The sequence below is a fragment of the Enterobacter cloacae complex sp. SHL021 genome, from assembly GCF_049237765.1.
GTDB classification, from domain to species: domain Bacteria; phylum Pseudomonadota; class Gammaproteobacteria; order Enterobacterales; family Enterobacteriaceae; genus Enterobacter; species Enterobacter cloacae.
Genome location: NZ_JBMKJG010000023.1, coordinates 22398 through 49192, shown reverse-complemented (window position 1 = coordinate 49192; position 26795 = coordinate 22398). Strand labels below are relative to the sequence as shown.

Sequence of the window (26795 nt, the reverse complement as noted above, 5' to 3'; positions counted from 1 at the left end):
GTCACGGATTTTCCCGATGGATGCTAAACAGACGCGGCAGGGCGTGTTACTCGCCCTTGCCGCTTATTTTATTTGGGGTGTCGCACCCGCCTACTTTAAATTTATCGCTTACGTACCGGCTGATGAGATCCTCACTCACCGCGTCATCTGGTCCTTCTTCTTCATGATCGCGCTGATGAGCGTTAGTCGTCAGTGGTCTGGCGTCAAAACGCTGCTACAAACCCCGAAGAAGATCTTCCTGCTGGCACTCTCGGCAGTACTGATTGGCGGAAACTGGCTGCTGTTTATCTGGGCGGTGAATAACCATCACATGCTCGAAGCGAGTCTGGGCTACTTTATTAACCCGCTGGTGAATATTGTGCTGGGGATGATTTTCCTCGGCGAGCGCTTCCGCCGGATGCAGTGGCTGGCGGTGATCCTCGCCTTCTGCGGCGTGCTGGTTCAGCTGTGGACCTTCGGTTCACTGCCTGTTATTGCGCTGGGGCTGGCGTTCAGCTTTGCGTTCTACGGGCTGGTGCGTAAGAAGATTGCCGTGGAAGCGCAAACCGGCATGCTGTTTGAAACCCTGTGGCTGTTGCCGGTGGCCGCTATCTATCTGTTCGGCATTGCCGACAGCCCGACCAGCCACATGGGCAGCAACCCGTGGTCCCTGAATATGATGCTGATGGCCGCAGGCGTGGTGACGACTATCCCACTGCTCTGCTTTACCGGTGCGGCAACGCGCCTGCGTCTGTCCACGCTGGGCTTTTTCCAGTACATCGGCCCGACGCTGATGTTCCTGCTGGCGGTGGTGTTTTACGGCGAAGTGCCGGGTGCGGATAAGATGGTGACGTTCGCGTTTATCTGGGTGGCACTGGCGATTTTTGTCGCTGACGCGATTTATACCCAGCGCCGGGTGCGTAAAGGGCTGTGATTTTCCCCTCTCCCGGTGGGAGAGGGGGTTCGATCATAGGGCGGGTAAGCACAGCGCCACCCGCCAGATTTTTACAGCCAGTTGCGACGCTTGAAATAGAGATACGGCGCCAGCCCGGCGAGGATCATAAAGATAATCGCCCCCGGATAGCCGAAACTCCACTTCAGCTCTGGCATAAACTCAAAGTTCATCCCATAGCTGGATGCCACCAGCGTCGGCGGCAGGAACACCACGGATACCACCGAGAAGATCTTGATAATGCGGTTCTGCTCGATGTTGATAAAGCCCATCGCCGCCTGCATCAGGAAGTTGACCTTCTGGAACAGTGATTCGTTGTGCGGCAGCAGGGATTCGATATCGCGCAGGATCTCACGCGCCTGTTCCAGCTGGCCGCCCGGCAGACGCGCCTTGCGCACCAGGAAGTTCAGCGCGCGCTGGGTATCCATCAGACACAGACGCACCTTCCAGCCGATATCTTCCAGCTCCGCCAGCGTGGAGAGCGCTTCGTCGTATTCATCGCCCTGATGGCCTTCCATGATGACGCGGCTCAGTTTTTCCAGATCGCTGTAGATATTTTCAATCTCATCCGCCAGCTGCTCAATTTTGGTTTCGAACAGATCGAGCAGCAATTCGTAAGCATTGCCGTCCACCATCGCCTGGCTGCGGGCGCGCATACGATAGAGACGAAACGCCGGCAGTTCGCGCTCGCGCAGGGTAAACAGGCGACCGTCGCGAATGGTGAATGCCACGGTGGAGTTCCCCGCGTGGTCTTCGGCATCTTCAAAGAAGAAGAAGGAGTGAATGTGCAGGCCGTCTTCGTCTTCAAAAAAACGTGCGGATGCTTCGATGTCTTCCAGTTCCGGGCGAGTTGCCAGACTCTGCCCCAGCTCAGATTGTACGCGCAGGCGTTCATCGTCGTCCGGCTCGACCAGATCCACCCATACGGCATCAATGAGGGGCTGTGACTCTTCGGCTTCAAGCCGAGTCAGTCGGTTATTTTCGAGTTGAAATGCGCTCAACATGACCGGGACTCCCAATGCAAAAAATATCGGACAGTTCGGTGGGCACACAGAAACAAATTGGGTTTCAGACCATTAAACAGCCTGACTCAGCGCGACGGGAATAATGCAGGTCGCTGACAACCACTAAGGCCATCAGCAAGAGGAGATAGCCTTAGGAGTTGTTCCTGGATGACAGGGAATTGAGCCAGTATCTACTGGGTGTGTCCAAGGCGAATGTCCTCTTAGCGTAATCGTGCGCGCATGTTACGCCAGCAGCAACTGTGGCGTCAACACGCAACGAAACGCTGAAGGGCATTAATTGACCTTCAACGTATAAGGCTAGCAGATTATTACAAAATAATGATATTTTTCTGAAAGTTACACTGCTTCCAGCTTGGCATACGCGGCCACCAGCCATTTGATCCCCTGCCCCTGGAACGCCACCTGCAGGCGGCTGTGCTCGCCGCTGCCTTCCAGATTGACGATGGTGCCTTCACCAAACTTCGAATGACGCACGCGCTGGCCCAGCTTATAGCCGGTGTCGGTTTCCGCAATCGGCGAGCCCATCCGCTGATGGCTGACCGGGCGGCTGATACTGGCACGCAGACGCACCTCTTCGACACACTCTTCCGGCAATTCGCCGATAAAGCGCGACGGACGGTGATAGACCTCTTTACCGTACAAACGGCGGGTTTCAGCGTAGGTCAGCGTCAGCTTCTGCATCGCTCGTGTCACGCCTACGTAAGCCAGACGGCGCTCCTCTTCCAGACGCCCGCCTTCATCCAGCGACATCTGGCTCGGGAACATGCCCTCTTCCATGCCGACGATAAACACCTGCGGGAATTCGAGGCCTTTGGCAGAGTGCAGGGTCATCAGTTGAACCGCATCCTGCCAGGTATCTGCCTGCCCTTCGCCCGCTTCCAGCGCGGCGTGAGAAAGGAACGCCTGCAGCGGCATCAGGTCTTCGTCTTCTTCGTTGTAGCTGAACTGGCGCGTTGCCGTCACCAGTTCCTCTAAGTTCTCAATACGGGTCTGGCCCTTCTCGCCTTTCTCCTGCTCGTACATGGTGCGCAGGCCGGAGTCTTTGATTACCCGGTCAGTCTGCACGTGTAGCGGCATGTCGGCGGTTTCCTGCGCCAGCGCGTCAATTAATTCCAGGAAGCGCTGCAGCGCGCTGGCGGCGCGTCCGGCGAGGGCTTTTTCCTGCAACAGCTCGCGGCACGCCTGCCAGAGCGTAAGCTGACGATCGCGCGAGGCCTGACGCACCACGTCCAGCGTTCGGTCACCAATGCCGCGGGTTGGCGTATTCACCACACGTTCAAACGCCGCATCGTCGTTTCGGTTAGCGATCAGGCGCAGATAAGAGAGCGCGTCTTTGATCTCCTGACGTTCGAAGAAGCGCATGCCGCCGTAGATACGGTACGGCATGCTCACCTGCAGCAGCGCCTCTTCCAGCACGCGCGACTGGGCGTTGCTGCGGTAGAGAATGGCGCACTGTTCCAGCGCGCCACCGTTGTCCTGCCAGGTTTTGATGCGGTTCACCACGAAACGTGCTTCGTCGAGCTCGTTGAAGGCGCAGTAAATCGAAATCGGCTCACCGTCGACCCCATCGGTCCACAGCTTTTTACCCAGGCGCCCGTTGTTGTTTTCAATCAGGGCGTTGGCCGCGCTCAAGATATTGCTGGTCGAGCGGTAGTTCTGCTCCAGACGGATAGTTTCGGCGCCGGGGAAGTCGTTGAGGAAGCGCTGAATGTTTTCCACCTGCGCGCCACGCCAGCCGTAGATGGACTGGTCGTCATCGCCTACGATCATCACCTTGCCGGTATCCCCGGCCAGCAGGCGGATCCAGGCGTACTGGATGTTGTTGGTATCCTGGAATTCGTCCACCAGGATATTGGTGAAGCGTTCACGGTAGTGCTGCAGGATATGCGGTTTGTTCAGCCACAGCTCGTGGGCGCGCAGCAACAGTTCGGCAAAGTCCACCAGCCCGGCGCGGTCACACGCTTCCTGGTAGGCCTTGTAAACGTTCTGCCAGGTCTGCTCCACCGGGTTACCAAAGCTCTGAATATGGTGCGGGCGCAACCCTTCGTCTTTCTGGCCGTTGATGTACCACATCGCCTGACGTGGCGGCCACTGTTTCTCGTCGAGGTTCATCGCCTTAATCAGGCGTTTCAGCAGACGGAGCTGGTCTTCGCTGTCGAGGATCTGGAAATCCTGCGGCAGATTGGCGTCCATATGGTGCGCACGCAGCAGACGGTGCGCCAGACCGTGGAAGGTGCCGACCCACATGCCGCCCTGGCTGGTGCCCATCAGTTGGGCAATACGGTGGCGCATCTCCGCCGCCGCCTTGTTGGTGAACGTGACCGCCATGATGGAGTACGGAGAGCAGTTTTCCACGCTCTGCAGCCAGGCGATACGGTGAACCAGCACGCGCGTCTTACCACTGCCCGCCCCAGCCAGCACCAGCAGGTTGGTACGCGAGGCGGCAACCGCGTCACGCTGTTTGTCATTAAGGCTGTCGAGCAGGTAAGAAACGTCCATTGGCACCGTCACATAGTATTCAGGAACACAGCAAAGCGCCCGGTGGCGCTTTGCTTACCGGGCCTACAACTGCAAAAACCCTGGTAATTTATACAATATTACTGGTGATTATATCAGCGTCGTGAGGGATGCCAACCGTGAAATTTCCAGGTGCGGCAGAAGACGGCTGTCCGGGGCGATCATCAGGTCCGTCTTTTCTGGCTTGATCCAGCAGGCCTGCATACCGCAGCGGATGGCACCCGCTACGTCTGTGGTCAGGTCATCACCCACATGCAACATTTCGCCGAGCGGCAGGTTCAGCTTCTCCGCCGCCAGATGATACATATCGTTAAACGGCTTCGAGCGCCCGTGCGGACCCGCCCGCAGCACAAATTCGAAGTAATCCCCCAGACCAAACAGCTCCGGCTGCGCATTGCCATTGGTGATTGCGACCAGCGGCCATTTTTCTGCCAATTTTGCCAGCGTGTCGTGCGTTTCCTGCGGCACGTCGATACGGCTGCGCCATTTGGCGAAGTTTTCCATTGCGGCTTCAGCCCCGACGGCCGCATCCTGTGCGCTCAGCCCAGCGTTGAGCATCGCCTGCTCCACCGCACGGCGACGCCATTCGGTTACATCGTGATAAATATCCGGCTCGGTCTCACGCAGGGACTGGCGCAGCAGCTGAAAGTCCTTGTTCTGCATCGTCTTCAGCGCCGGATGGTAGTTCTGAACAAACGCCAGCGACTCCTGCTCAGTACGCAGGATCACTTCACGGTTGTCATAAAGGGTGTCATCAAGATCAAAAGTCAGGGCTGAGATGTGACCCAGTGGGCGGTAAAAACGCATTATTTCCCCCGTTTGGCGCGTGGATGCGCCGCGTCATACACCGACGCAAGGTGTTGAAAGTCTAAGTGGGTATAGATTTGGGTGGTGGAGAGATTCGCGTGGCCGAGCAGTTCCTGCACGCCACGCAGATCGCCACTCGATTCCAGCATATGGGTAGCAAAGGAGTGGCGCAGCTTATGTGGATGGACGTGGCTGTTGAGCCCCTGCTTAATGCCCCACTCTGCAAAGCGTTTCTGCACGTTACGCGCCGAGATCCGCTTGCCGAGTTTCGACAGGAACAGCGCATCCTCCTCGGCGCCAAACAGCCCGCGCAGATCCAGCCAGTGCTCAATCCACGAGACGGCATTACGGCCAATCGGCAGGCGGCGCTCTTTGCTGCCCTTACCCATCACCCACACTTCGCCGGACTCCAGATCGAGATGTTTTAAATTGAGATTAACCAGTTCGGAAAGACGCAGGCCCGCACCGTACATGACCTCCAGCATCGCGCGATCGCGCACGGCCAGCGGGTCGTTGAGGTCAATATCCAGCAGGCGGTTTACATCGTCGACGTCGATATTTTTCGGCAGGTGACGCGGGGCTTTCGGCGTGGCGATGCCTTTCGCCGGGTTGGCTTTTAAGCCGCCCTGGCTCACCAGCCAGTCGAAGAAACTGCGCAGCGCAGAAAGCCTGAGCGCCAGACTCGCCGGGCTTAGGTTTTTTTTACGGCTACGCACAACAAATCCGCGGACGGTCGCAGCGTCACATTGTTGCCAGCTTTTCAGGCCGATCTCATCGGCAATCTGCATGATGGCATCAAGCTGACGCTGATAGTTCAGCAGCGTAATGGGGCTTAGCTGACGTTCAACGCCCAGGTAGCGCAGAAAGCGCGAGACGTCAGTCGCGAGCAGGGCGTCCGTCATACACGTTCAATCCAGCGCTCCAGCAGCTCAGGCAGCATCAGGGCGATCTCCTGCAGCAGCTGCGTGCCTTGTCCCTGCTCGTAATGATGCGCGTCGCGGCTGGTAAATAACATCACCCCCAGATCGCCATCACGCCCCATCATCGACATCGCCACCGAGCCTATCGCTTTCGCCTCCGGCAGTACCACCAGCAGTTCCGGCCCGTTAAGCGGCCCAAGATAGTGATGTTCGTGGCCCAGACGCTGAATACGCAGGGGTTCAAACGCCTGGCGACTCAACGCCAGATGGTTAAAACCGGACGGCGCGCCAATGCGCCAGCGGTCAGGGAAAAGACGAATCGTTGCACCAGCCAGCCCCAGTTCACGCGCCCAGCGGTGGAAGCGGCTGAGAAATTCTTCAAGGCTGTGCGCCGAGGCCAGACGCGCCTGCAGATGCAGAAGACGATAGAACAGGCTTTCGTTCGTGTTGGCCTGCTCCATCAGCAGCGTCATGTTCTCTTCAAGCTGATTGATGTGGTTGCGCGAGCGTGCCATGTGCCATTCGACCAGCGACACGGTCCCGCGAACCGGATGCGGCACACGCATCGCTTCGACGACGCGTGCATTGCGAATAAAAAACTCAGGATTGCGCAGCAGATAATCAACAACAGCCCTGTCGTCCAGTTCCGTCACCGTTTCCTGCAGTTCTTCCCCTGGTTGTTTCATAGATGGATAAACCCGTCATAGACATGTGCCGCCGGGCCAGTCATATACAGTGGATGACCCGGTCCTTTCCAGGCGATATCAAGACGACCGCCTGGTAACTCCACGCGAACCTCTTCGGCCAGTAACCCTTGAGAGATGCCGACGGCCACCGCAGCACAGGCACCGCTTCCGCAAGCCTGCGTTTCGCCCGCGCCGCGCTCGTACACGCGCAGACGGATATGCTCACGCTTCACCACCTGCATAAAACCGATATTCGCCCGTTCCGGGAAACGTTCATGGCTTTCCAGCACCGGACCCAGGGTTTCAACCGCGGCCGTTTCCACGTTATCGACCTGAATCACACAGTGTGGGTTGCCCATCGAGACGACGCCACACAATACTGTCTGCTCGGCCGCACGCATAATATAGGTCTTTTCCGCTTTGTTTGCGCGAAACGGCACCGCAGAAGGCTCGAAGTTTGGTTCGCCCATGTTCACGCGCACCAGCTCGTCATCGGTAACGCTGAGCACCATGCGGCCATTCGCCGTGCTGACTCGGATATCGCGTTTGTTGGTCAACCCTTTCAGGCGGACAAAGCGGGCAAAACAGCGCGCGCCGTTGCCGCATTGATTCACCTCGCTGCCATCCGCATTGAAAATACGGTAGTGGAAATCGAGGTCGGGATCGTACGGCGGTTCAACCACCAGCAGCTGATCGAACCCCACGCCCAGGTGTCGATCCGCCAGGCGGCGGATCAGTTCCGGGGAGAAAAAGACATTCTGCGTTACCGCGTCGACGACCATAAAATCGTTACCAAGGCCATGCATTTTAGAGAACTGCATCATTTGCTCCATTGCGCGGGTACAGAACGTGATCGTCAGAGATTAACCTGAGTCGGGCCACCGTTGTTGCCACGATCGTTAGTGTCTGGCGTAGATGACTCAATGCCGCTGTTCACAGGTTTCGTCGGCGGCGGCGCGGTTTTATCCGCTGGCGGGAAGTACAGCGGCCCCTTCAGCCCACAGCCAGTCAGACTAAACAGCGTGATGAGAACGGCAAGCGTTCGGAAAGCGTTTTTCATTATAAAGTTGCCCGTAAGTTCAAATCTGTTTCTATCATCGCAGGAGAAGACACAAAAGCAAGAGTTTGCCGCTTTCCTGCAACGGGAATTATTTAGGGTTATACTGCCGGCATCACGAAAAACAGGAACAAAACCATGAACGACAGTGAATTCCATCGCCTTGCCGACACCCTGTGGATGACCATTGAAGAGCGCCTGGACGACTGGGAAGGCGACAGCGATATCGATTGTGAAATCAACGGCGGTATCCTGACCCTCAGTTTCGAAAACGGCAGCAAAATTATTATTAACCGCCAGGAGCCGCTTCACCAGGTATGGCTGGCGGCCAGACAGGGTGGCTACCATTTCGATCTGAAAGGGGATGAATGGGTTTGTGACCGTAGCGGCGAAACCTTCTGGGATCTGCTGGAGCAGGCTGCAACCGCGCAGGCAGGTGAAGATGTGAGTTTCAGGTAGTGTTGTTGCCCGGTGGCGGCTACGCCTTACCGGGCCTACAACGGCTCGGACCGTAGCCACCCGGCGAAAAGCATCACGAGAAATACTGCTGCAACAGCGGTGCGGTATCCTGATTCGCAGGCACGGCAGGCGTGACGGCCTGAGTACGGAACGGAATAACCTGCGCACGGCCATCGACATTCACAATCTGGTAGAACTGCGGCAGGTTGAAGTTGATGAAGCTGGAGCCGTAGGTGAAGCGGTCGTGTGATGAGGAGTAGAAGCGGCTAACGTCACGCACCAGCTCCTCTTTACTGCCTTCGCAGTGGTGATACACCTCTGCGCGGTTGGTCTCATCAAGAATATAGATGTTGAAACCGGCATCGTCTCCCGACTCTTCAAAGAAGAACTGGATAATCCCTTCACTGGCAAATCCATCCACCACCTGCGGCAACTTGACGTGGTTGGTCTCCACCTGAACCGACAGACCATGCAGTTTGTTGTGCGAAATCGCGCCGTAAAACTCAATGGCGTTCTCCAGCTTCTGCACCGACACGTTCAGGCGTTCGAAGAACAGACCCCAGGTTTGCCCTGAAACACGCAGCGCTTTAAAGCGACCGGTTTCCTGACGGGTACTGGAAAGACGCAGCTCAATACACTCTGAAACTAACTGCTGCACGCGGGTACGAATCAAACCACGCAGGTGCTGGCTGTAGCAGAACACTTCCACGCTGTCCGGCGGCGCGGCATCCTGGTGCATCTTACCTAGAATGGTTTTCAACGCTTCGATCATCGCCTGCTCGCCGTTGAAGTGCAGCGTACGCACTTCGTTCCACGAGTTGCGGTACAGCAGATCCACGCTGCCGACCAGGCAATTTTGCTGCTCGCCAAAGCTGAAGACGTCCAGCTTGCGGAAGTCAAAATGCACGACCTGATTGCGGAAGGCCGCCGTCGGGTCATATTCCAGGTTGACGATAATCGCCAGATGGCGAATTTCACACGGGCTGTAGAGCGCTTTTGGCGTGGGTGCCGGCAGACGCAGCGGGAAGTGATGGGAGACATCTGCCACCATCTCCTGCAGTTTGGCTAAATCGACCACCTCGTTGCCTTTGATAAACAGGCGTGTGCGCGAGGTCAGCAGGCCGTTAAACCAGGCCCAGGCCACCAGCTTGTTCAGGTAGCGGTTATACTCCAGCGGCTGATGGCTAATGATTGAATCCATGCTTGGGGCACGGTTATACAGATACCACCCGGTGCGGTTCGCGCGGCCCGGCGGCACATAGATAAAGGTCAGGTTTGGCTCTGACAGATCGGGCGAAATTTGCGGGTTAACCAGAGTGACTTTGCCCGGCAGCGCTTCAAACGCGGCATACAGTTTGCGGGTCAAAACCCCGATGTCCTGCGGGCTGGCGGACACGCTGAGATTGTTACGGCGCGCAAAGCGGATCAGGTTACGGTAGCTTTGCATCATCGCATCAAGCAGTTCGTTGTGCGCTTCACGCACCTGATCGATTTTCCAGTTGGCGCGATTGTCGAGCATGGAGAGACGCTCTTCGCCCCATCCCCACTCTTTGACGAGCTGAGAAACCACTTCACGACGCCAGCCCACGCAGGCGCGTTCGCGGCTCAATTTCTCACAAACTTTGAGATAGAAACATCGACGCACCAGGTCGAGACGCGTGGTGTCATCAATGGCTTTCAGGTATTCGGTAACGCGTTCCAGCATCATGCAGTAGGCATCAAGCCCAAAGGAGACAATCTCCCCGTCGTGCAGACGCTGCTTGATATCTTTCGCCAGCAGGCGTGGGGTTGGGTATTCCCAGGAATAGGCTTCGAGCAACAGCGTTTTCAGCACCGCTTTGTACGGTGAGTCGATGCTCTTATAAAGCTGCCAGAGGCTCGCGCCAAAGTACTCTTCGGCTGACAGGGAGCTCAGGCCGCCCAAATCCAGCCATTCGTTTGGCGTCAGTACGCCCTGCGCGTAGAGCGACATCACGTAATCATCGTAATGCTCTTCTTCTTCGCACGGGACCATATTCCACAGAATACGCTTCCCGGCCAGACGCACTGCCGTACGGTAAAATTCGTCCAGCAATAAGATGTGCTGCGTGGAGCCGCAGTCCTCACCACCCAGACTGCCGCTTTCGTTATGGCGGAAACGGTTTTCATCAATCAGGAAGAAGCTCACTTCCACGCCAAGCGATGCCGCCCAGCTTTCCAGCAGGCTACATTTACGCTGCAGCAACTGACGCTCTTCGTTATCGAGCCAGGATTGATGGCAGACCCAGATGTCCAGGTCAGACGAACAGCTTTGCCCTACCGAAGAGGTGCTCCCCATGGAGTAAACGCCGGTGATAGGCAGTTCACCTTTCGGGGATTCCTGCGGCGGCATGCCACGGTAGAGTTCAAGTTCGTTGAGATAATGCTGTTGGGTTTCATCAGGCGTGAAAAGGCAAATGCCCTTGGGAACGTTACCGTCAAGGTAACCCGGCATCAGCGGATGGTGATAGTGCAATAATGTCGGCAGCAGACTGTATACCTGCTGGAAAGCAGGGCCCATGGCAGCAAGCGCGCGATCCACACGCAGTTGATTGATGGCATCCAGTCTCTGTTTCAGAGTCTCAATATAGAGGTACAAGACGTATCGCCTGATGTTTCCGGGTGTCGCAAGCTATTCAAAAACCAAAATATCAGCGAGCCCGCAGTATTTCAAAAAGATAACCGTTACCCTTTTTCGCCCTTATCATTATGCTGGTACCGACGAAAAAATGGTCTAAAACGTGATCAATTTAACACCTTGCCGATTGACCGTAAAGAAAGTTGCGCTACATACAAAGTGTAGCACCGTTCTGTACGTGTAAATTCCTTAATACGGCTGTGGCTGACGAGAACTCCCGCCCTGTCCCTCTCTTCTTCATCACCGTAAAACTGCCATCCCAGAGTCAACAATGTTAGGATGGTTAGCGATTGATAATGACGGTAACAAGCATGTTAGACAATGTTTTGAGAATTGCCACACGCCAAAGCCCTCTTGCGCTCTGGCAGGCACATTATGTTAAGCAGCGCCTGGAAGCCTGCCACAGCGGCTTGCGCGTCGAGCTGGTGCCCATGGTCACGCGCGGCGATGTGATCCTTGATACGCCGCTGGCGAAAGTGGGCGGCAAAGGCTTGTTTGTCAAAGAACTGGAACTGGCATTGCTTGAGAACCGCGCCGATATCGCCGTGCATTCGATGAAAGACGTGCCCGTCGAGTTCCCGGAAGGGCTGGGGCTGGTGACCATTTGCGAGCGCGAGGATCCGCGCGATGCGTTTGTCTCTAACCAGTTTGACTCGCTTGATGCGTTGCCCAAAGGCAGCGTGGTTGGCACGTCCAGTTTACGCCGCCAGTGTCAGTTGGCTGAACGCCGTCCGGATCTGATCATACGCTCGCTGCGCGGTAACGTTGGCACGCGTCTGGGCAAGCTGGATAACGGCGATTACGATGCCATTATCCTCGCGGTAGCAGGTCTTAAGCGTCTGGGGCTGGAGTCACGCATTCGCGTCGCATTGCCACCAGAGCTCTCTTTGCCGGCCGTGGGACAGGGCGCTGTAGGTATTGAGTGCCGTCTGGATGACAGGCGTACCCGTGAACTGCTTGCGCCGCTGAATCATGACGAGACGGCCATTCGCGTCAAAGCCGAGCGTGCGATGAATACCCGCCTTGAAGGGGGGTGCCAGGTGCCGATTGGCAGCTATGCTGAATTAATTAACGGTGAACTGTGGCTGCGTGCGCTGGTTGGCGCGCCGGACGGTTCGCAGATGGTACGCGGTGAGCGCCGCGGTAAACCGCAAGATGCTGAGCAGCTTGGCATTTCGCTGGCGGAAGAGTTACTGGATAACGGTGCCCGCGAGATTCTGGCTGACGTTTACGATGGAGAGCCCCCTGCATGAGTATTCTCGTCACCCGCCCTTCTCCCGCAGGAGAGCAGTTAGTGAGCCGTCTGCGCGCACTGGGGCAGGTGGCCTGGAGTTTTCCGCTTATTGAATTCTCCCCGGGTCGGGAGCTGTCCGCGCTCGCCGACCATATGAATACCCTTCAGGAAGGCGACCTGCTGTTTGCCTTGTCGCAACATGCCGTGGAATTTGCCCATGCGCAGCTACAACAGCAGGGACTGAACTGGCCTACCGCGCCACGCTATTTCGCGATTGGCCGTTCCACCGCCCTGGCGCTGCATACCGTAAGTGGAGCAGACGTACGTTACCCGTTAGATCGGGAAACCAGCGAAGTCTTGCTACAATTACCTGAATTACAAACCCTAATCGGAAAACGTGCGCTGATTTTACGCGGTAACGGCGGACGCGAACTGTTAGGCGAAACGCTGCGTGAACGCGGAGCTGACGTCACGTTTTGCGAATGTTATCAACGCTGTGCAAAACATTACGATGGTGCACAAGAGGCGATGCGCTGGCATACGCGCGGCATTACAACGCTGGTGGTGACCAGCGGCGAAATGCTGCAGCAACTCTGGTCGCTGGTGCCGCTTTGGTATCGTGAAAACTGGTTACTCCACTGTCGGCTTTTGGTCGTCAGTGAGCGTCTGGCGAACCTCGCCCGGGAACTGGGCTGGCAAGATATTCGGATCGCTGATAACGCCGACAACGATGCGCTGCTGCGCGCATTACAATAACTCTCATAATGGGATGCCATAATGACGGAACACGACAAATCCTCCGCCGTGGTTGAAGAGACCAGGGAGACTGTGGACATGACGCCACAGTCAGAAACGACTGAGAAAACCGTTGAGAAGAAAAACGGCAGCAACAAGACCAGCCTTGCGCTGAGCGCGATTGCCATCGCCATTGCGCTGGCAGCAGGCGTCAGCCTCTACGGCCTGGTGAAACAGCAAAGCACCAATCAGACGGCAACCAGCGACGCGCTGGTTAATCAGCTCGCTGCGCTGCAAAAAGCGCAGGAGACACAAAAAACCGAGCTGGAAGGCGTCATCAAACAGCAGGCTGCCGCGCTTGCCGATGCGAACAGCAAACAGGAAGAGCTAACCAAACAGCTGGACGAAGTACAGCAAAAAGTGGCCACCATTTCCGGTACCGATGCCAAAACCTGGCTGCTTTCTCAGGCTGATTTTCTGGTGAAACTGGCCGGGCGTAAGCTCTGGAGCGATCAGGATGTCACCACCGCCGGCGCTCTGCTGAAAAGCGCAGATGCGAGTCTGGCGGACATGAACGATCCAAGCCTCATCACCGCACGTCGCGCCATTACCGAAGACATCGCCAGCCTCTCCGCCGTTTCTCAGGTGGATTATGACGGCATCATCCTCAAGGTAAATCAGCTCTCGAACCAGATTGATAACCTGCAACTGGCAGATAACAACGACGACGATTCTCCCATGGATTCCGACGGCACCGAGCTGTCCAGCTCCCTGAGCGAGTGGCGTGTAAACCTGCAAAAAAGCTGGCAGAACTTTATGGACAGCTTCATCACCATTCGTCGCCGTGATGAAACCGCCGTGCCGCTGTTAGCGCCGAACCAGGATATCTACCTGCGTGAGAACATTCGTTCCCGTCTGCTGGTCGCGGCCCAGGCCGTGCCACGTCATCAGGAAGAGACCTACAAACAGGCGCTGGATAACGTCTCCACATGGGTACGTGCTTACTACGATACCGATGATGCCACCACCACGGCGTTCCTCGATGACATAGACAAACTGAGTCAGCAGAACATCACCATGAACGTGCCGGATAAACTGGCCAGCCAGCCGATTCTGGAAAAGCTGATGCAAACGCGCGTACGTAACCTGCTGGCTCAGCCGGGCGTTCCGGCTGAGCAGACGGGTGAACCTGCACCAGCCGCTGCGCCCGCGCCTGAAAGCGCCCCACAAGGAGAGTAACGATGCTTAAAGTACTCTTACTCTTTATCCTGCTGATCGCCGGGATCGTCCTTGGGCCGATGCTTGCCGGTCACCAGGGTTACGTGTTGATCCAGACCGACAATTACAACATCGAAACCAGCGTAACGGGTCTGGTGATCATTCTGATCCTGGGCGTTGTGGTGCTGCTGGCGCTGGAGTGGATCCTGCGCCGTATTTTCCGCACCGGTGCCCATACCCGTGGCTGGTTCGTTGGCCGCAAGCGCCGTCGCGCCCGTAAGCAGACCGAGCAGGCGCTGATTAAGCTCGCCGAGGGCGACTATCAGCAGGTGGAAAAGCTGATGTCCAAAAACGCCGATCACGCCGAACAACCCGTCGTGAACTATCTGTTGGCTGCTGAAGCAGCTCAACAGCGTGGTGACGAGGCCCGTGCAAATCAGCATCTGGAGCGCGCATCGGAGATGGCGTCCGACAACCAGATCCCGGTTGAGATCACTCGCGTTCGCCTGCAGCTGGCACGTAATGAAAACCATGCGGCGCGCCACGGCGTTGACCGTCTGCTGGAAATCACTCCTCGCCACCCTGAAGTGCTGCGCCTTGCCGAGCAGGCCTATATCCGTACCGGTGCCTGGGGTTCACTGCTGGACATTATTCCTTCGATGGCGAAAGCCGACGTGGGTGATGATGAACATCGTGACGAACTCCAGCGCATGGCGTGGATTGGTTTGATGGATCAGGCGCGTGCCGATCTGGGCAGCGATGGTCTGAAAACCTGGTGGAAGAATCAGAGCCGCAAAACGCGTCAGCAGGTTCCTCTGCAGGTGGCAATGGCGGAACACCTGATTGAATGTGACGATCATGACACGGCTCAGGAGATCCTCCTCGACGGTCTGAAGCGCCAGTACGACGATCGTCTGGTCATGGTGATCCCGCGTCTGAAAACCAACAACCCTGAGCAAATCGAAAAAGTGCTGCGTCAACAGATCAAAACCGTTGGCGATCGTCCGCTGCTCTGGAGCACGCTGGGCCAGTCGCTGATGAAACACGGTGAATGGCAGGAGGCGAGCCTCGCCTTCCGTGCGGCGTTAAAACAGCGCCCGGACGCGTTTGACTACGCGTGGCTTGCCGATACGCTTGACAAGCAGCATAAACCGGAAGAAGCTGCCGCCATGCGGCGCGACGGGCTTCTGCTAACGCTACAGAACAACGGAACGCAGCAGTAATTATCAAGGAGGCCAAACGGCCTCCTTTTTTAGGCATAAAAAAACGCCTGCTTTAAAAGCAGGCGTTAAAACAGGTCTGTAAGACAACATATTTGGTGCTTCACTCAACGTTATGCCCATGGTGTCTGATGAGGCCGAAGCGACATCTGTCAGTGGACGATAAGCACCGTAAATGGCTCTGCATCATTCCTGAGTTTATGAGGCACGAAGGCGAACATAAGAGATGGAATGAGCATCTACACGTATATTATTGCACGTTACATGCCAACGTTACACGAACAAATTTTACATCGCGCAACATTTTAAGATAAAAGGAATTTCTGCTGCAAAGACCCGTCTGACGCACCATAAGATATCGATAAAAGCGCAGAAGTGTCGTCAGAAAGAGACGGTTAAGACACTTATGAAATATTAGTTTAGTTTTCAACTAATTAAGTGTCGCTGGTTCGCGACAACAGGAAACGCGTATGTCGGGGAATGGATACAGAGGTGAAAAGCCGCAGAAAACAAAAAACCCCGCCGAAGCGGGGTTCAAAATTGGTCGGCGAGAGAGGATTCGAACCTCCGACCCACTGGTCCCAAACCAGTTGCGCTACCAAGCTGCGCTACTCGCCGATGTACTGCTTTTTGAATTTTTAGTTCAATTCATTAAAGTCGTGGTGCGAGGGGGGGGACTTGAACCCCCACGTCCGTAAGAACACTAACACCTGAAGCTAGCGCGTCTACCAATTCCGCCACCTTCGCAATTCACAACTCTTCAATAATGGGGTGGCTAATGGGATTCGAACCCACGACAACTGGAATCACAATCCAGGGCTCTACCAACTGAGCTATAGCCACCACTGTATTCTTTCACGCGGTACTGACTACTTCTCAGACCACCGCAGCTCTAGCGCCGGGACTAAAATGGCGCGCCCGACAGGATTCGAACCTGAGACCTCTGCCTCCGGAGGGCAGCGCTCTATCCAGCTGAGCTACGGGCGCTTAGCGCCGTTGCGGGGCTGGATATTACGTACCTCCGACCCCGCTGTCTAGTGCTTTTTTGAAAAAAATGCGCGTTTGGTTATGGTTTGCACATTTTGCCGCTTATTCCTCCACTTTCTGCGTGGTGACGCGGCGCCCCAGCCCAAATAGCTTATAGGCTGCAGTGACTGCCGCCAGGAAGATCATCCCGACAAACAGCGACATGCGGGTATCATCATTAAAGTACATCCCGATTAATACGCAAATCAGGAACGCCATCGTCAAATAGTTCGCATACGGGAACAGAATCGAGCGGAACGGATGGCTGGCAATCGCCTGTTTATGCGCATGGCGGAAACGCAGCTGGCTAATCAGAATAACGAACCACGGCACCATCCCCGGCAGCACGCTGGCGCTGTAGACATAAACAAATACGCGCTGCGGGTTTGGAATAATGTAGTTCAGGCATGAGCCAATCAGCAGGATGGCAATCGACACCGCCACACCCGCAACAGGCACACCCGCGCGGGACACTTTACTCATTGCCGCAGGCAATTGATTGTTCTTCGAAAGCGCATAGAGCATACGACCACAGCTGTACATTCCGCTGTTACAGCCAGACAACGCCGCCGTCAGGACGACAAAGTTGATAATACCTGCTGCCGCCGTAATACCAATCTTCGCGAATGTTAAGACAAACGGGCTGCCTGTCGTGCCGATCTCATTCCACGGGAAGATGGTCACGATAACGAAGATCGCCCCCACATAGAAAATCAGGATACGCCACAGCACCTTACCCACCGCACTACGCAGCGTGACCTGCGGGTTCTTCGCTTCACCGGCTGTAATACCGATAAGCTCAACGCCCTGATAGGACGCGACAACGATACACAGCGCCGTCAGGAAGCCTTTCCAGCCACCAGCGAAGAAGCCACCGTGCCCGGTCAGGTTACCGAAGCCAATCGCGTGACCACCGTTGCCAAAGCCGAAGAAAATGACGCCGAGTCCAACCACAATCATCACGATGATGGTGGTGACTTTAATCATCGCAAACCAAAACTCGATTTCACCATAAAGGCGAACGGCTGCCAGGTTTGCCATTGCCACCAGCCCCACAGCAATCAGCGCCGGTATCCACTGGACCATATCCGGGAACCAGAACTGCACATACACCCCGATTGCGGTAATCTCCGAGATACCCACCGCCATCCACATAAACCAGTATGACCAGGCCGTCAGGTAGCCGAAGAACGGGCTCATGTAGCGGTGCGCATAGACGGCGAAAGAGCCGGTCACTGGCTCCAGGAAAAGCATTTCGCCCATCGAACGCATGATGAAGAAAACGAACAGGCCAGCAATAATATACGCCAGCAGAACGGATGGCCCGGCCCATTTGAGCGTGCTTGCAGAGCCCATAAACAGGCCCACACCAATAGTGCCGCCCAGCGCTATCAGTTCAATATGACGAGCTTCCAGCCCACGCTGTAGCTCCGGTTTTTTCTCTGCCATAGATCCTCGGTTGTGTTTGCTGTTTCCCGGCTTAATACCAGGTATTGTTTTTTAGGGGTACTAAAATACGGAGCGAATGGTTTCTTAAATTCTGCAAAATGGCAAACAATGCATTAAAAAAATAAATGCATTGCACAGTTTCGCAGCAGTTTTGCAGGGGAGTTGCAGCGCGAACAGCATATCGCGCTACATTTTGATTACATTTTCCCGGTGTAGTGCCAGGCGAGATAACGCAGCAGACGGAGCTGGCGTTTAATACGTGTTGGTTGCGACAGCAGGCGGTACAGCCACTCCAGTCCCAGGTTTTGCCATACCTTCGGCGCACGTTTTACATGGCCAGTGAAGACGTCATAGGTCCCGCCGACGCCCATATAGAGGGCATCCGGGCAAACCAGACGGCAATCACGCATCAGGATTTCCTGGCGCGGTGAGCCCATCGCCACGGTGACAATTTTCGCCCCGCTGTCGCGCACGCGGTCAAAAAGCGCCTGCCGATCCTCTGGTTTAAAATAGCCGTCCTGACTACCCACAATATTAACATTCCACTGACGCCGCAGCTTCTGCTCGGTCTGTGCCAGGACCTCAGGCTTACCGCCAATAAGAAATACGGGCGTGCCTTCTGCCCCTGCACGTGCCATCAGCTGTTCCCAGAGATCGGCCCCCGCGACGCGTGAAACATTAGCACCAGGAAACTTTTTGCGGATCGAGCGTACCACGCTGATACCGTCCGCGTATTTAAACTCGGCGGCCTCGATCAGACTTCTGACTTCAGCGTTATCTTCTACCGCCAGCATTTTCTCCGCATTGATGGCGACCAGCGTACCGGATTTCATCTGGCCACCCGCAAAGAGAAAATCCAGCGCGTGTTGCATATCGCGCCAGCCAATAAGCTGCAGGCCACGCAGCGCGTAGCGCGGTGCAGAGGTTGTGTCGGTCATGACTATCCTTACTCAGACTTGCGACAGCGTTCTGCTGCCCTGTGGCTCGCGCTTATGCACAAGCCCTGCACTGTCAAACAGCCAGTACAGCAGTTTGGCCAGCAGCAGGCAGACGCCGAAAACGACCATAAAGAAAACCACGCGCGAGACGAAGGAATCCAGCCCCTCGCGCGCCAGAACGATCATATTGAAAATGGCACCAAAGCAGAAACTGTGCAAAATGGCGGCCTTGTAGCGGTTAGTCTCTTCGTTGCCGAGCACATAGAGCCAGTCAAACCATTTGATAATCAGCCCTACCACAACCGCGCCCGGCAGAATAAACCAGCTTCCGCCCATTACCACCAGCGAACCAATCAGCGTAGGGGAAATGGCCAGACCTGAATGGTTGTTCAGCACTTCCCAAGTGAAGTAGTTCGCTGTGTTGAGCACGGCACCCGGGCGGTCAGGCCACAGCCACGACGGGATAAACACATAGAAGTCACGCACAATGGGCGCCAACCCCTGGAAATCGATCTTGTCGTAGTTTTGCAGCAGTAAAGCGAGGTTTTCCCACGGCGAGAAGGTGTCGCGCGTGAGATACAGGAAGGTGTAAAACGCTTCGTCACCGGCCACGTTCAGTCCATAGCGCTTAAGAGCCAGCCAGAACATCCCCACAATGCCAAACACGCCCGCTGCCGCCAGCATCCACAGGGAGATCCACCCGCGAATGATGCCGATAAACAGGAAGATCGCAAAGGCGATAATAATGTTGGCGCGCGTCCCACCCACAATCATGTAGGTCAGGAAACCAAAGGCGACCGTGCTCACCAGGAAGAAGAGCCAGGCCTTACTGTCCTGGCGCAGGAAAAAGATCACCAGCATTGCCGGGATGAAGAAATAGAAGAAGCGCTTAAGCGCCACGCCCGAAACTTCGGCAGAAAAAATCTGGCTGTAGGAGTGCAGCTTAAACAGCAAAAAGCCGTTATGCATGAAGAAGATCCCCACGCTGACCAGCGCGATGGTCATCAGCATTACCCACGTCAGATGGGTCTCTACCCGGTTCATGGTGAACAGCGGACGACGCGGCGCACTCGCTTTCACCGCACGCAGACGCGTTTTATAGGTGACGTAGTACACCGCATAGAAGCAGGTCGCCGACAAGAGTGCCTGGAGCAGGATTTCCGGCGGCGCGACGCTCACGTCAAAACGGAAAACCAGAATACTGGTCAGCGGAAAACCGAAGAAGAAGGTCAGAAGAAACAGTAACGAGAAGAAGACGTTAAAGTTAAAACGCACGCGGCGGAACTCAAACCAGGTCAGAGTGGCGATAAATAGCGTGCTCAGAAGCCATACCACTAACAAGCCGCTGAATTGCAACTGGCTCATGCGTTGTCTCCTGAAGCGATACGCAGCGCACGATGCCACGGCGTAAGATAGTTCGGGCTAAAGAAATCGATGGTACTTTTATCCACCAGCGCCAGTTGACGCTGAGCTTCGCGTACCACCTCCACGTTCAGGGTATCCGTGGTGAACAGCACCGGAATGTGTTGTTCAGCCATATCCTGCCAGAACGGATTATCGCGATTAAGCACACAGGGAACGCCTGCCTGAATCAGCAGGCACAGCGTGCCAATTCCCTGCTGGCGGGCAAAGATGAAATAGCCTAGATCGCACTGGCGAAGCAGCGCCAGATATTCATCAAATCCCAGCTTATCGCGCAGGATGTTCACATTCTCCGGGCTAAACAATCCCAAGGCCTGCTGGCGAACGTCATTGATGTAAGCATCATTATTGGCCGGATAGCCCATCGGCACAACGACATTCACCGTGTCACCAAACTGCTGATGTACCGCCTTCAGCGCAGCAATATGCTCATTGCTGCGATCGCCAGAGTTACCCACCAGGATCGTCAGCTTACCCTCACGCGGCGTATCGTTTGCCATGTTATTCAGCGCCGGGTTCATGCGTGTCGGGAAATAGAGCAGCTCACCGCGAACGTTGGGGTGCTGTTTCGCGAAGTAATTGAGATCGCCACGGGTGGCGAAAACACAGCCAACCCGCCCCTGCGCCATACGCCGTAGCGGGTAGAAGAGTCGGAACTTCCAGCCGCGGGAGACTTCATAGAGATCGGCTCCCCAGATATGCCAGCTGCACTGGGAAGGTTTAATCCCGCCGCTCAGGAGAGCCAGCCACAGACCGGTATTAAATTGCCCATGGAAGAAGAAGCGCTGCTCACGATCCGCTTTCGCTTTCGCGACAACTGCCTTCGCCAGGGCGGCTTTATCCGGCCAGAAGGTAAGCGTCAGCGCCGGACACATCTCGCTAAGCCCCCTGTCCTGGCCTGCAACCATAAACTCGCGTGCATCGGGATTGTCCGGGGCCAGCTCATCGTTGAAGAACCGCAAAACGGTCTGGTTATGGTGTGGGATATCCGATCCCAGTATGTGAATCAGTGCAGTCATGCGCGTTTACGCCAAAGTAAAAATACGCCGCAACAGGCAGCGAAATAAACGATATAGGTTGCCATATAGGCCTGAGCCGCCCCCAGTGCACCGTGTGCCGGGATCAGCCAGTGTGAGAACGCCGTCAGGAGCGTAAACTGGCTTATCTCTGCCAGGATATACAAACGCAGCGAGGCTTTCGCAATCACCAGATACCCGAATACGTAAGCGCCTACTTTCAGTACATCCCCCACCAGCTGCCAGGCAAACAGATCGCGCATGGCGATGAATTTCGCCGAAAAGAGCAGCCAGATGGCGACATCGCGCAATAACCACACGGTAAAACTGGCCGCCGCCACGGCGGGAAGTACAAAACGCAGCGAGCGGGTAATCTCGCGGGTAATATCCTGTCGGGAGCTCAGACGCGATAAGGTTGGCAGCAACCAGACGCTAAAGGAAGCCGTTATAAATTGGAGGTAGGCGTCAGAAATGCTGCTTACGCCCTGCCAAATTCCCACCTCATCCCAGCTGTAATGCGCCGCCAGCAGGTTTCGCATCATTACGTAAGCCACCGGCAGCGTTACGGAGGTAATAAGCGCCATCAGGGTAAATTTACCCAGTTGACCCGCCAGCCCCTTGTCCCACTGCGGTTTCAGGTAGCTTAAGGGGATAACGCCACGACGCATGAGCATAAACGCCGCCGGAACGACCACTAACGCAGGTACCAGCGCCAGACCCAGCAGCGCGCCTTCATACCCGCCCAGGCGATAGCAGAAGTAATAGGCGATAACACCTATAACGCTGCCCAGGATCAGCGCAAGCGCGTTCCCGGCTGCATCACGAAATCCTTTCATCAGCGCCAGTAGCAGGTTAGCCCACGCGATCCCCATCTGAACCAGAGCGACCAGACGCACCAGCCCTTCATAATGCGTGTGTCCAAACAGCCCCTGACTAATGGGGGCCGCCGCCAGCAGAAACACCGCGGCCAGCAGAGTAGAGAAACCTAACACCATCGCCGACGATGTGCCGACGACTTTGCGCAGCTGCGCTGCGTCATCCTGATGCTGTGCAACGTATTTCGTAACGCCGTTGAAGATCCCGGCGCCGGCCAATACCCCAAGGACGGTGACAAGCTGGCGGAAATTGCCCGCCAGACCCACCCCAGAAGGGCCGAATGAGACGGCCAGCAGCTTGACGACCAGCAGCCCGGCGCCAATTTTGACAAGCGTGGACGCGGCGGTCCACACCGATGCTTTTGCCAGAGACATATCAGCCGAAATAGCTCAGAAGGGTATTAATCACCGTACGCTGGTTAACCGGCGCGAGGTTGTAGAACAGTGGCAAGCGAAGCAAACGCTCACTTTCTTTCGTGGTATAGCGGTCTTCACCCGCGAATGTCCCGAACGCTTCACCGGCCGGGCTGGAGTGCAGCGGAATGTAGTGGAATACCGCCATAATCTCAGCCTCTTTCAGCCAGGCAATCAGCTTGCTGCGATCGTCGTTATCGCGCAGTTTGATGTAGAACATATGGGCATTGTGGACGCAGTCTGCCGGAATGGTCGGCAGCGCAATACGCCCGGCTTTTGCCAGCGGTGCCAGCGCGTCGTAATAGGTCTGCCACAGGGACAAACGCTGCAGGTTAATGCGCTCTGCCGCCTCCAGCTGTGCCCACAGATACGCCGCCTGCAGATCCGCCATCAGATAGCTTGAGCCAATATCGCGCCAGGTATACTTATCAACCTGGCCACGGAAGAACTGGCTGCGGTTGGTGCCTTTTTCGCGGATCACTTCCGCACGCTCAACCAGCGCGCGGTCGTTAATCAGCGTCGCGCCGCCTTCACCACCTGCGGTGTAGTTTTTGGTTTCGTGGAAGCTAAAGCAGCCGATATGGCCGATGGTGCCGAGCGCGCGTCCTTTGTAAGTGGACATCACGCCCTGAGCGGCATCTTCCACCACAAACAGGTTATGCTTTTTCGCGATCGCCATAATGGTGTCCATTTCACAGGCCACGCCCGCGTAATGGACCGGAACAATCGCCCGCGTTTTATCAGTGATCGCCGCTTCAATCAGCGTTTCATCGATATTCATGGTGTCCGGACGAATATCCACAAAGACGATTTTCGCCCCGCGTAACACAAACGCGTTTGCCGTGGAGACGAAGGTGTAGCTCGGCATAATCACTTCATCACCGGGCTGAATATCGAGCAGCAGCGCAGCCATTTCCAGCGACGCCGTACAGGAAGGGGTCAGCAGCACTTTAGCGCTGTGAAAACGCTGTTCCATCCACTGCTGGCAGCGACGGGTAAACCCACCATCACCGCAGAGTTTGCCGCTGCCCATAGCAGACTGCATATAGTCGAGTTCGGTTCCCACGACGGGTGGTGCGTTAAATGGAATCATCTTGTCACCTGTATAACCAGTAGGCGGTGGCGTCGATGTTGGCACCACTCGCAATATAACGTTTAAGCGCAGCGGTGTTGCCCATCTGGGTTGCCACCCGCAGCGTCGAGACCTGTTGCTGCTGCGCCCAGTGTAGCGCCGCCTGCATGAGTTTCTCGCCCATACCCCGGCCAGCTAATAAGCCGATACGCGCCTCGCGCTCGTTGAGCTTGCGAAGCGAAACAAAACCCTGGATCTGGCCGTCCGCCGCGCGGAACACCAGACAAACATGATCGAACGTCCCTTTTACCGCATTCTCAATCCACTGGGCATAGAAACGTCCGCTGTCCTCAGGTGCATACCAGGGGGCACGAAAGCGGCTGCGGGCAAACGCCTGCGCTGCCATTTCGCGCAGCACCGGGATATCCTGCTCAGCGGCAACTTCCGCGCCTGGCGCCTCATGCCGGGTTAGCGTAATGGCAAGATCCACTTCGCCTTCCACCAGCTGAAAACCGTGTTGCTGAAGCGCATCAAGCAGGTCGGCGCGGTCCGCCGGGATCTTCGCCTGTACCCGCTGCCAGACGCGAAAGTCGGCGTCAGTCAGTGCCGGTGCAGTTTCGCGCAAACGCAGAATGGCTGAAGGCAGGCCAAAAAAATGGCTCTCCCACTCAAGGGACTCAAGCGTCCCGTTCAGGTTGCTCAACGCCAGACACCTTTGGTATCAACAATGTAACGCTGCTGTACGGCATCAGCGGGGGTCGCTTTAAACTCTTTATGATCCACCAGCAGCACCAGTACGTCCGCCGTGGCCAGCGCGTCATCCAGCGCGGTAAGCGTGCAGTTCCCCGCCAGTTTTGCCGGCAGTTCATGAATATTCGGCTCGACTACCAGCGTTTCGCCCGTGTGCCATTGGGCAATCATCTCAGCAATTTCCATCGCCGGGCTTTCGCGCAGATCGTCGATGTTAGGTTTGAATGCCAGGCCAAAACAGGCAATTTTCAGTTCGCTGGCCCGTTTGCCACTCTCAGCCAGACAATCTGCCACCGTGGTTTTAACCTGGTTGAGAACCCAGTGTGGCTTGCTGTCGTTAACTTCGCGCGCGGTGCGGATCAGGCGTGCCTGATCGGGGTTTTGCGCCACGATAAACCATGGATCGACGGCGATACAGTGACCGCCCACGCCCGGGCCTGGCTGCAGAATGTTAACGCGCGGATGACGATTCGCCAGGCTGATTAATTCCCAGACGTTAATCCCCTGATCGGCACAAATGAGCGACAGTTCGTTGGCAAAAGCGATGTTCACGTCGCGGAAGCTGTTTTCCGTCAGTTTGCACATTTCTGCGGTACGGGAGTTCGTCACCACGCATTCGCCTTCGAGGAAAATCTTGTACAGCGCGCTGGCACGAGCGGAACAAACAGGCGTCATCCCGCCAATCACGCGGTCGTTTTTAATCAGTTCGACCATCACCTGCCCCGGCAGCACGCGCTCCGGACAGTAGGCAATATTGATATCGGCCTGCTCTCCCGCCTGCTGCGGGAAGCTTAAATCCGGCCGGGCTTCTGCCAGCCACTGTGCCATCTGCTCGGTTGCGCCAACCGGAGAAGTGGACTCCAGGATCACCAGCGCCCCTTTCTTGAGCACAGGTGCAATAGATTTCGCAGCGGCCTCGACGTAGACCATGTCGGGTTCATGGTCGCCTTTGAATGGCGTCGGCACAGCAATGAGATAAGCATCGGCTTCAACCGGCGTGGTACTGGCGCGCAGGTATCCCCCATCAACGGCCTCTTTGACCACGCGGTCGAGATCGGGCTCCACAATATGGATTTCGCCACGGTTAATGGTTTCCACCGCGCGCGCATTGATGTCCACGCCTACAACCTGTTTTTGACGAGAGGCAAATGCTGCCGCAGTAGGCAAGCCAATATAGCCAAGACCAATGACAGAGATGGTAGTAAAACTCATAGCGATACCCGATTGTGTTTAAGTGCATGCAAAATACGGCCACAAGCCAGCCCATCACCGTACGGGTTATGGGCCCGGCTCATCGCCTGATACGCTTCTTCGTCGTGCAGCAGGTGTGTCACTTCATCGACGATACGCTGCTTATCCGTGCCGACCAGACGCACCGTGCCCGCTTTTACCGCCTCCGGGCGCTCGGTGGTTTCACGCATTACCAGCACCGGCTTGCCGAGTGAAGGTGCTTCTTCCTGAATACCGCCTGAATCAGTGAGGATCAGCCAGGCATGATTCATAAGCCAGACAAACGGCATGTAGTCCTGCGGCTCAATCAGAAGGACATTTTCAACATGTCCCAGAATGCGGTTGACCGGCTCGCTGACGTTAGGGTTGAGATGCACCGGATAGACAATCTGCACATCTTCGTTTTGCGCGGCGATTTCAGCCAACGCATGACAGATTTGCTCGAAACCCCGGCCAAAGCTTTCACGACGGTGGCCGGTCACCAGAATGGTTTTTTTGCCGTTGTTCAGGAACGGGTAACGCGCAGCGAGTTCTGCCTGAAGTTCATTGTTAGCCAGCACACGGTCACGCACCCAAATCAGGGCATCAATAACCGTATTGCCGGTCACAAAGATTTTATTGTCGGCGATATTTTCACACAGCAAGTTCTGGCGCGAATTTTCGGTGGGTGCAAAGTGGTACATCGCCAGATGCCCGGTAAGCGTGCGGTTGGCTTCTTCCGGCCACGGCGAGTAAAGATTGCCGGTGCGTAGGCCCGCTTCAACGTGGCCGACAGGAATACGTTGATAAAACGCAGCCATGCTGGCCGCCACAGTAGTGGTGGTGTCGCCATGCACCAACACAACATCCGGCTTAAAGGATTCCAGAATGGGCTTAAGCTCTTGCAAGATACGGCAGGTAATCTCCGTTAATCCCTGCCCCGGCTTCATAATATTCAGATCGTAGTCCGGGACGATGGAAAAGAGCGTTAAAACCTGATCGAGCATCTCCCGGTGTTGCGCCGTAACGCACACTTTCGCTTCAATATCAGGATCGCTGGCCAGCGCATGCACCAGAGGCGCCATCTTGATGGCCTCCGGCCTGGTACCAAATACGGTAAGTACTTTCACATCGATTCTCTTCGATTAGGCGATGAAGG

24 protein-coding genes and 4 tRNA genes are annotated in these 26795 nt (G+C 55.9%); 6 read left to right on the top strand and 22 right to left on the bottom strand.

Annotated features, from left to right (window positions below; genetic code table 11):
• The first annotated feature begins 16 nt into the window (after nucleotides 1-16).
• On the top strand, nucleotides 17-913 hold the full coding sequence (gene rarD / locus ACOTZF_RS20320; protein ID WP_129253124.1) for an EamA family transporter RarD: 897 nt from the start codon (nucleotides 17-19) through the stop codon (nucleotides 911-913).
• A 71-nt stretch (nucleotides 914-984) separates the two neighbouring features.
• On the opposite strand, the gene corA is transcribed toward rarD, so the two are convergent.
• From corA to lptM, 8 genes are all read right to left on the bottom strand, one after another.
• Nucleotides 985-1935, bottom strand: a complete 951-nt coding sequence (gene corA, locus ACOTZF_RS20315; protein WP_008501540.1) for a magnesium/cobalt transporter CorA — start codon at nucleotides 1933-1935, stop codon at nucleotides 985-987.
• A 151-nt stretch (nucleotides 1936-2086) separates the two neighbouring features.
• The gene (ysgD, locus tag ACOTZF_RS20310) at nucleotides 2087-2143 is read right to left on the bottom strand and encodes a YsgD/CorL family protein (protein WP_212743980.1); all 57 of its coding nucleotides are present in this window, start codon (nucleotides 2141-2143) and stop codon (nucleotides 2087-2089) included.
• Nucleotides 2144-2292: 149 nt separating this feature from the next.
• A complete protein-coding gene (gene uvrD / locus ACOTZF_RS20305) occupies nucleotides 2293-4455 on the bottom strand; it encodes a DNA helicase II (protein ID WP_013099255.1) in 2163 nt (720 codons plus the stop codon).
• A 108-nt stretch (nucleotides 4456-4563) separates the two neighbouring features.
• Entirely contained in the window at nucleotides 4564-5280 is a 717-nt protein-coding gene (yigB, locus tag ACOTZF_RS20300; protein WP_013099256.1) for a 5-amino-6-(5-phospho-D-ribitylamino)uracil phosphatase YigB, read from the bottom strand.
• Nucleotides 5280-6182 carry a tyrosine recombinase XerC gene (gene xerC, locus ACOTZF_RS20295; protein WP_129317593.1) on the bottom strand — a complete coding sequence of 301 codons (903 nt, stop codon included), beginning with the start codon at nucleotides 6180-6182 and terminating at the stop codon, nucleotides 5280-5282. Before xerC ends, yigB begins: the two co-directional genes overlap by 1 nt.
• Nucleotides 6179-6886: a DUF484 domain-containing protein gene (locus ACOTZF_RS20290; protein WP_129253122.1), complete on the bottom strand. Its 708-nt coding sequence runs from the start codon at nucleotides 6884-6886 to the stop codon at nucleotides 6179-6181. The genes xerC and ACOTZF_RS20290 overlap by 4 nt, the downstream gene beginning before the upstream one ends.
• A complete protein-coding gene (dapF, locus tag ACOTZF_RS20285) occupies nucleotides 6883-7707 on the bottom strand; it encodes a diaminopimelate epimerase (protein ID WP_013099259.1) in 825 nt (274 codons plus the stop codon). Before dapF ends, ACOTZF_RS20290 begins: the two co-directional genes overlap by 4 nt.
• A gap of 35 nt (nucleotides 7708-7742) precedes the next feature.
• Entirely contained in the window at nucleotides 7743-7946 is a 204-nt protein-coding gene (gene lptM, locus ACOTZF_RS20280) for an LPS translocon maturation chaperone LptM (protein WP_013099260.1), read from the bottom strand.
• 135 nt (nucleotides 7947-8081) lie between these two features.
• Here lptM and cyaY point away from each other — a divergent pair, with 135 nt between their 5' ends.
• The gene (gene cyaY, locus ACOTZF_RS20275; RefSeq protein ID WP_013099261.1) at nucleotides 8082-8402 is read left to right on the top strand and encodes an iron donor protein CyaY; all 321 of its coding nucleotides are present in this window, start codon (nucleotides 8082-8084) and stop codon (nucleotides 8400-8402) included.
• Between the two features lie 73 nt (nucleotides 8403-8475).
• On the opposite strand, the gene cyaA is transcribed toward cyaY, so the two are convergent.
• On the bottom strand, nucleotides 8476-11019 hold the full coding sequence (cyaA, locus tag ACOTZF_RS20270; RefSeq protein ID WP_013099262.1) for a class I adenylate cyclase: 2544 nt from the start codon (nucleotides 11017-11019) through the stop codon (nucleotides 8476-8478).
• A gap of 350 nt (nucleotides 11020-11369) precedes the next feature.
• Between cyaA and hemC the strand changes: the two genes are divergently transcribed.
• The 4 genes from hemC to hemY are packed head-to-tail and all read left to right on the top strand — an operon-like array spanning nucleotide 11370 to nucleotide 15468.
• On the top strand, nucleotides 11370-12311 hold the full coding sequence (gene hemC / locus ACOTZF_RS20265) for a hydroxymethylbilane synthase (protein ID WP_058683738.1): 942 nt from the start codon (nucleotides 11370-11372) through the stop codon (nucleotides 12309-12311).
• The gene (gene hemD, locus ACOTZF_RS20260; protein ID WP_029883127.1) at nucleotides 12308-13048 is read left to right on the top strand and encodes a uroporphyrinogen-III synthase; all 741 of its coding nucleotides are present in this window, start codon (nucleotides 12308-12310) and stop codon (nucleotides 13046-13048) included. The genes hemC and hemD overlap by 4 nt, the downstream gene beginning before the upstream one ends.
• 21 nt (nucleotides 13049-13069) lie before the next feature.
• Nucleotides 13070-14266, top strand: coding sequence for a uroporphyrinogen-III C-methyltransferase (hemX, locus tag ACOTZF_RS20255; protein ID WP_129253119.1), 1197 nt, complete (start codon nucleotides 13070-13072; stop codon nucleotides 14264-14266).
• 2 nt (nucleotides 14267-14268) lie between these two features.
• Nucleotides 14269-15468: a protoheme IX biogenesis protein HemY gene (gene hemY / locus ACOTZF_RS20250; RefSeq protein ID WP_013099267.1), complete on the top strand. Its 1200-nt coding sequence runs from the start codon at nucleotides 14269-14271 to the stop codon at nucleotides 15466-15468.
• Nucleotides 15469-16006: 538 nt separating this feature from the next.
• Here the strand turns inward: hemY and ACOTZF_RS20245 are convergent.
• The 13 genes from ACOTZF_RS20245 to wecB form a co-directional block, all read right to left on the bottom strand.
• Nucleotides 16007-16083 (bottom strand) — tRNA-Pro (locus ACOTZF_RS20245).
• Between the two features lie 42 nt (nucleotides 16084-16125).
• Nucleotides 16126-16212: transfer RNA gene (locus ACOTZF_RS20240), tRNA-Leu, on the bottom strand.
• Nucleotides 16213-16232: 20 nt separating this feature from the next.
• Nucleotides 16233-16308 (bottom strand) — tRNA-His (locus ACOTZF_RS20235).
• A 67-nt stretch (nucleotides 16309-16375) separates the two neighbouring features.
• A tRNA-Arg gene (locus ACOTZF_RS20230) sits at nucleotides 16376-16452 on the bottom strand.
• Between the two features lie 102 nt (nucleotides 16453-16554).
• Nucleotides 16555-17940, bottom strand: a complete 1386-nt coding sequence (gene thrP / locus ACOTZF_RS20225; protein WP_038985266.1) for a bifunctional threonine/serine APC transporter ThrP — start codon at nucleotides 17938-17940, stop codon at nucleotides 16555-16557.
• A 197-nt stretch (nucleotides 17941-18137) separates the two neighbouring features.
• Nucleotides 18138-18878: a lipopolysaccharide N-acetylmannosaminouronosyltransferase gene (gene wecG, locus ACOTZF_RS20220; protein ID WP_013099269.1), complete on the bottom strand. Its 741-nt coding sequence runs from the start codon at nucleotides 18876-18878 to the stop codon at nucleotides 18138-18140.
• Nucleotides 18879-18890: 12 nt separating this feature from the next.
• Entirely contained in the window at nucleotides 18891-20243 is a 1353-nt protein-coding gene (gene wzyE / locus ACOTZF_RS20215; protein WP_014833719.1) for an ECA oligosaccharide polymerase, read from the bottom strand.
• Nucleotides 20240-21319, bottom strand: a complete 1080-nt coding sequence (locus ACOTZF_RS20210; RefSeq protein WP_102752783.1) for a TDP-N-acetylfucosamine:lipid II N-acetylfucosaminyltransferase — start codon at nucleotides 21317-21319, stop codon at nucleotides 20240-20242. The genes wzyE and ACOTZF_RS20210 overlap by 4 nt, the downstream gene beginning before the upstream one ends.
• Nucleotides 21316-22566, bottom strand: coding sequence for a lipid III flippase WzxE (wzxE, locus tag ACOTZF_RS20205; RefSeq protein WP_038985272.1), 1251 nt, complete (start codon nucleotides 22564-22566; stop codon nucleotides 21316-21318). Before wzxE ends, ACOTZF_RS20210 begins: the two co-directional genes overlap by 4 nt.
• A gap of 1 nt (nucleotide 22567) precedes the next feature.
• The gene (gene rffA / locus ACOTZF_RS20200) at nucleotides 22568-23698 is read right to left on the bottom strand and encodes a dTDP-4-amino-4,6-dideoxygalactose transaminase (protein ID WP_014833721.1); all 1131 of its coding nucleotides are present in this window, start codon (nucleotides 23696-23698) and stop codon (nucleotides 22568-22570) included.
• A 4-nt stretch (nucleotides 23699-23702) separates the two neighbouring features.
• Nucleotides 23703-24380, bottom strand: a complete 678-nt coding sequence (gene rffC / locus ACOTZF_RS20195; protein WP_029883123.1) for a dTDP-4-amino-4,6-dideoxy-D-galactose acyltransferase — start codon at nucleotides 24378-24380, stop codon at nucleotides 23703-23705.
• A complete protein-coding gene (gene wecC, locus ACOTZF_RS20190) occupies nucleotides 24377-25639 on the bottom strand; it encodes a UDP-N-acetyl-D-mannosamine dehydrogenase (protein ID WP_013099275.1) in 1263 nt (420 codons plus the stop codon). Before wecC ends, rffC begins: the two co-directional genes overlap by 4 nt.
• On the bottom strand, nucleotides 25636-26766 hold the full coding sequence (gene wecB / locus ACOTZF_RS20185; protein ID WP_038985275.1) for a non-hydrolyzing UDP-N-acetylglucosamine 2-epimerase: 1131 nt from the start codon (nucleotides 26764-26766) through the stop codon (nucleotides 25636-25638). The genes wecC and wecB overlap by 4 nt, the downstream gene beginning before the upstream one ends.
• Nucleotides 26767-26795: the final 29 nt, after the last annotated feature.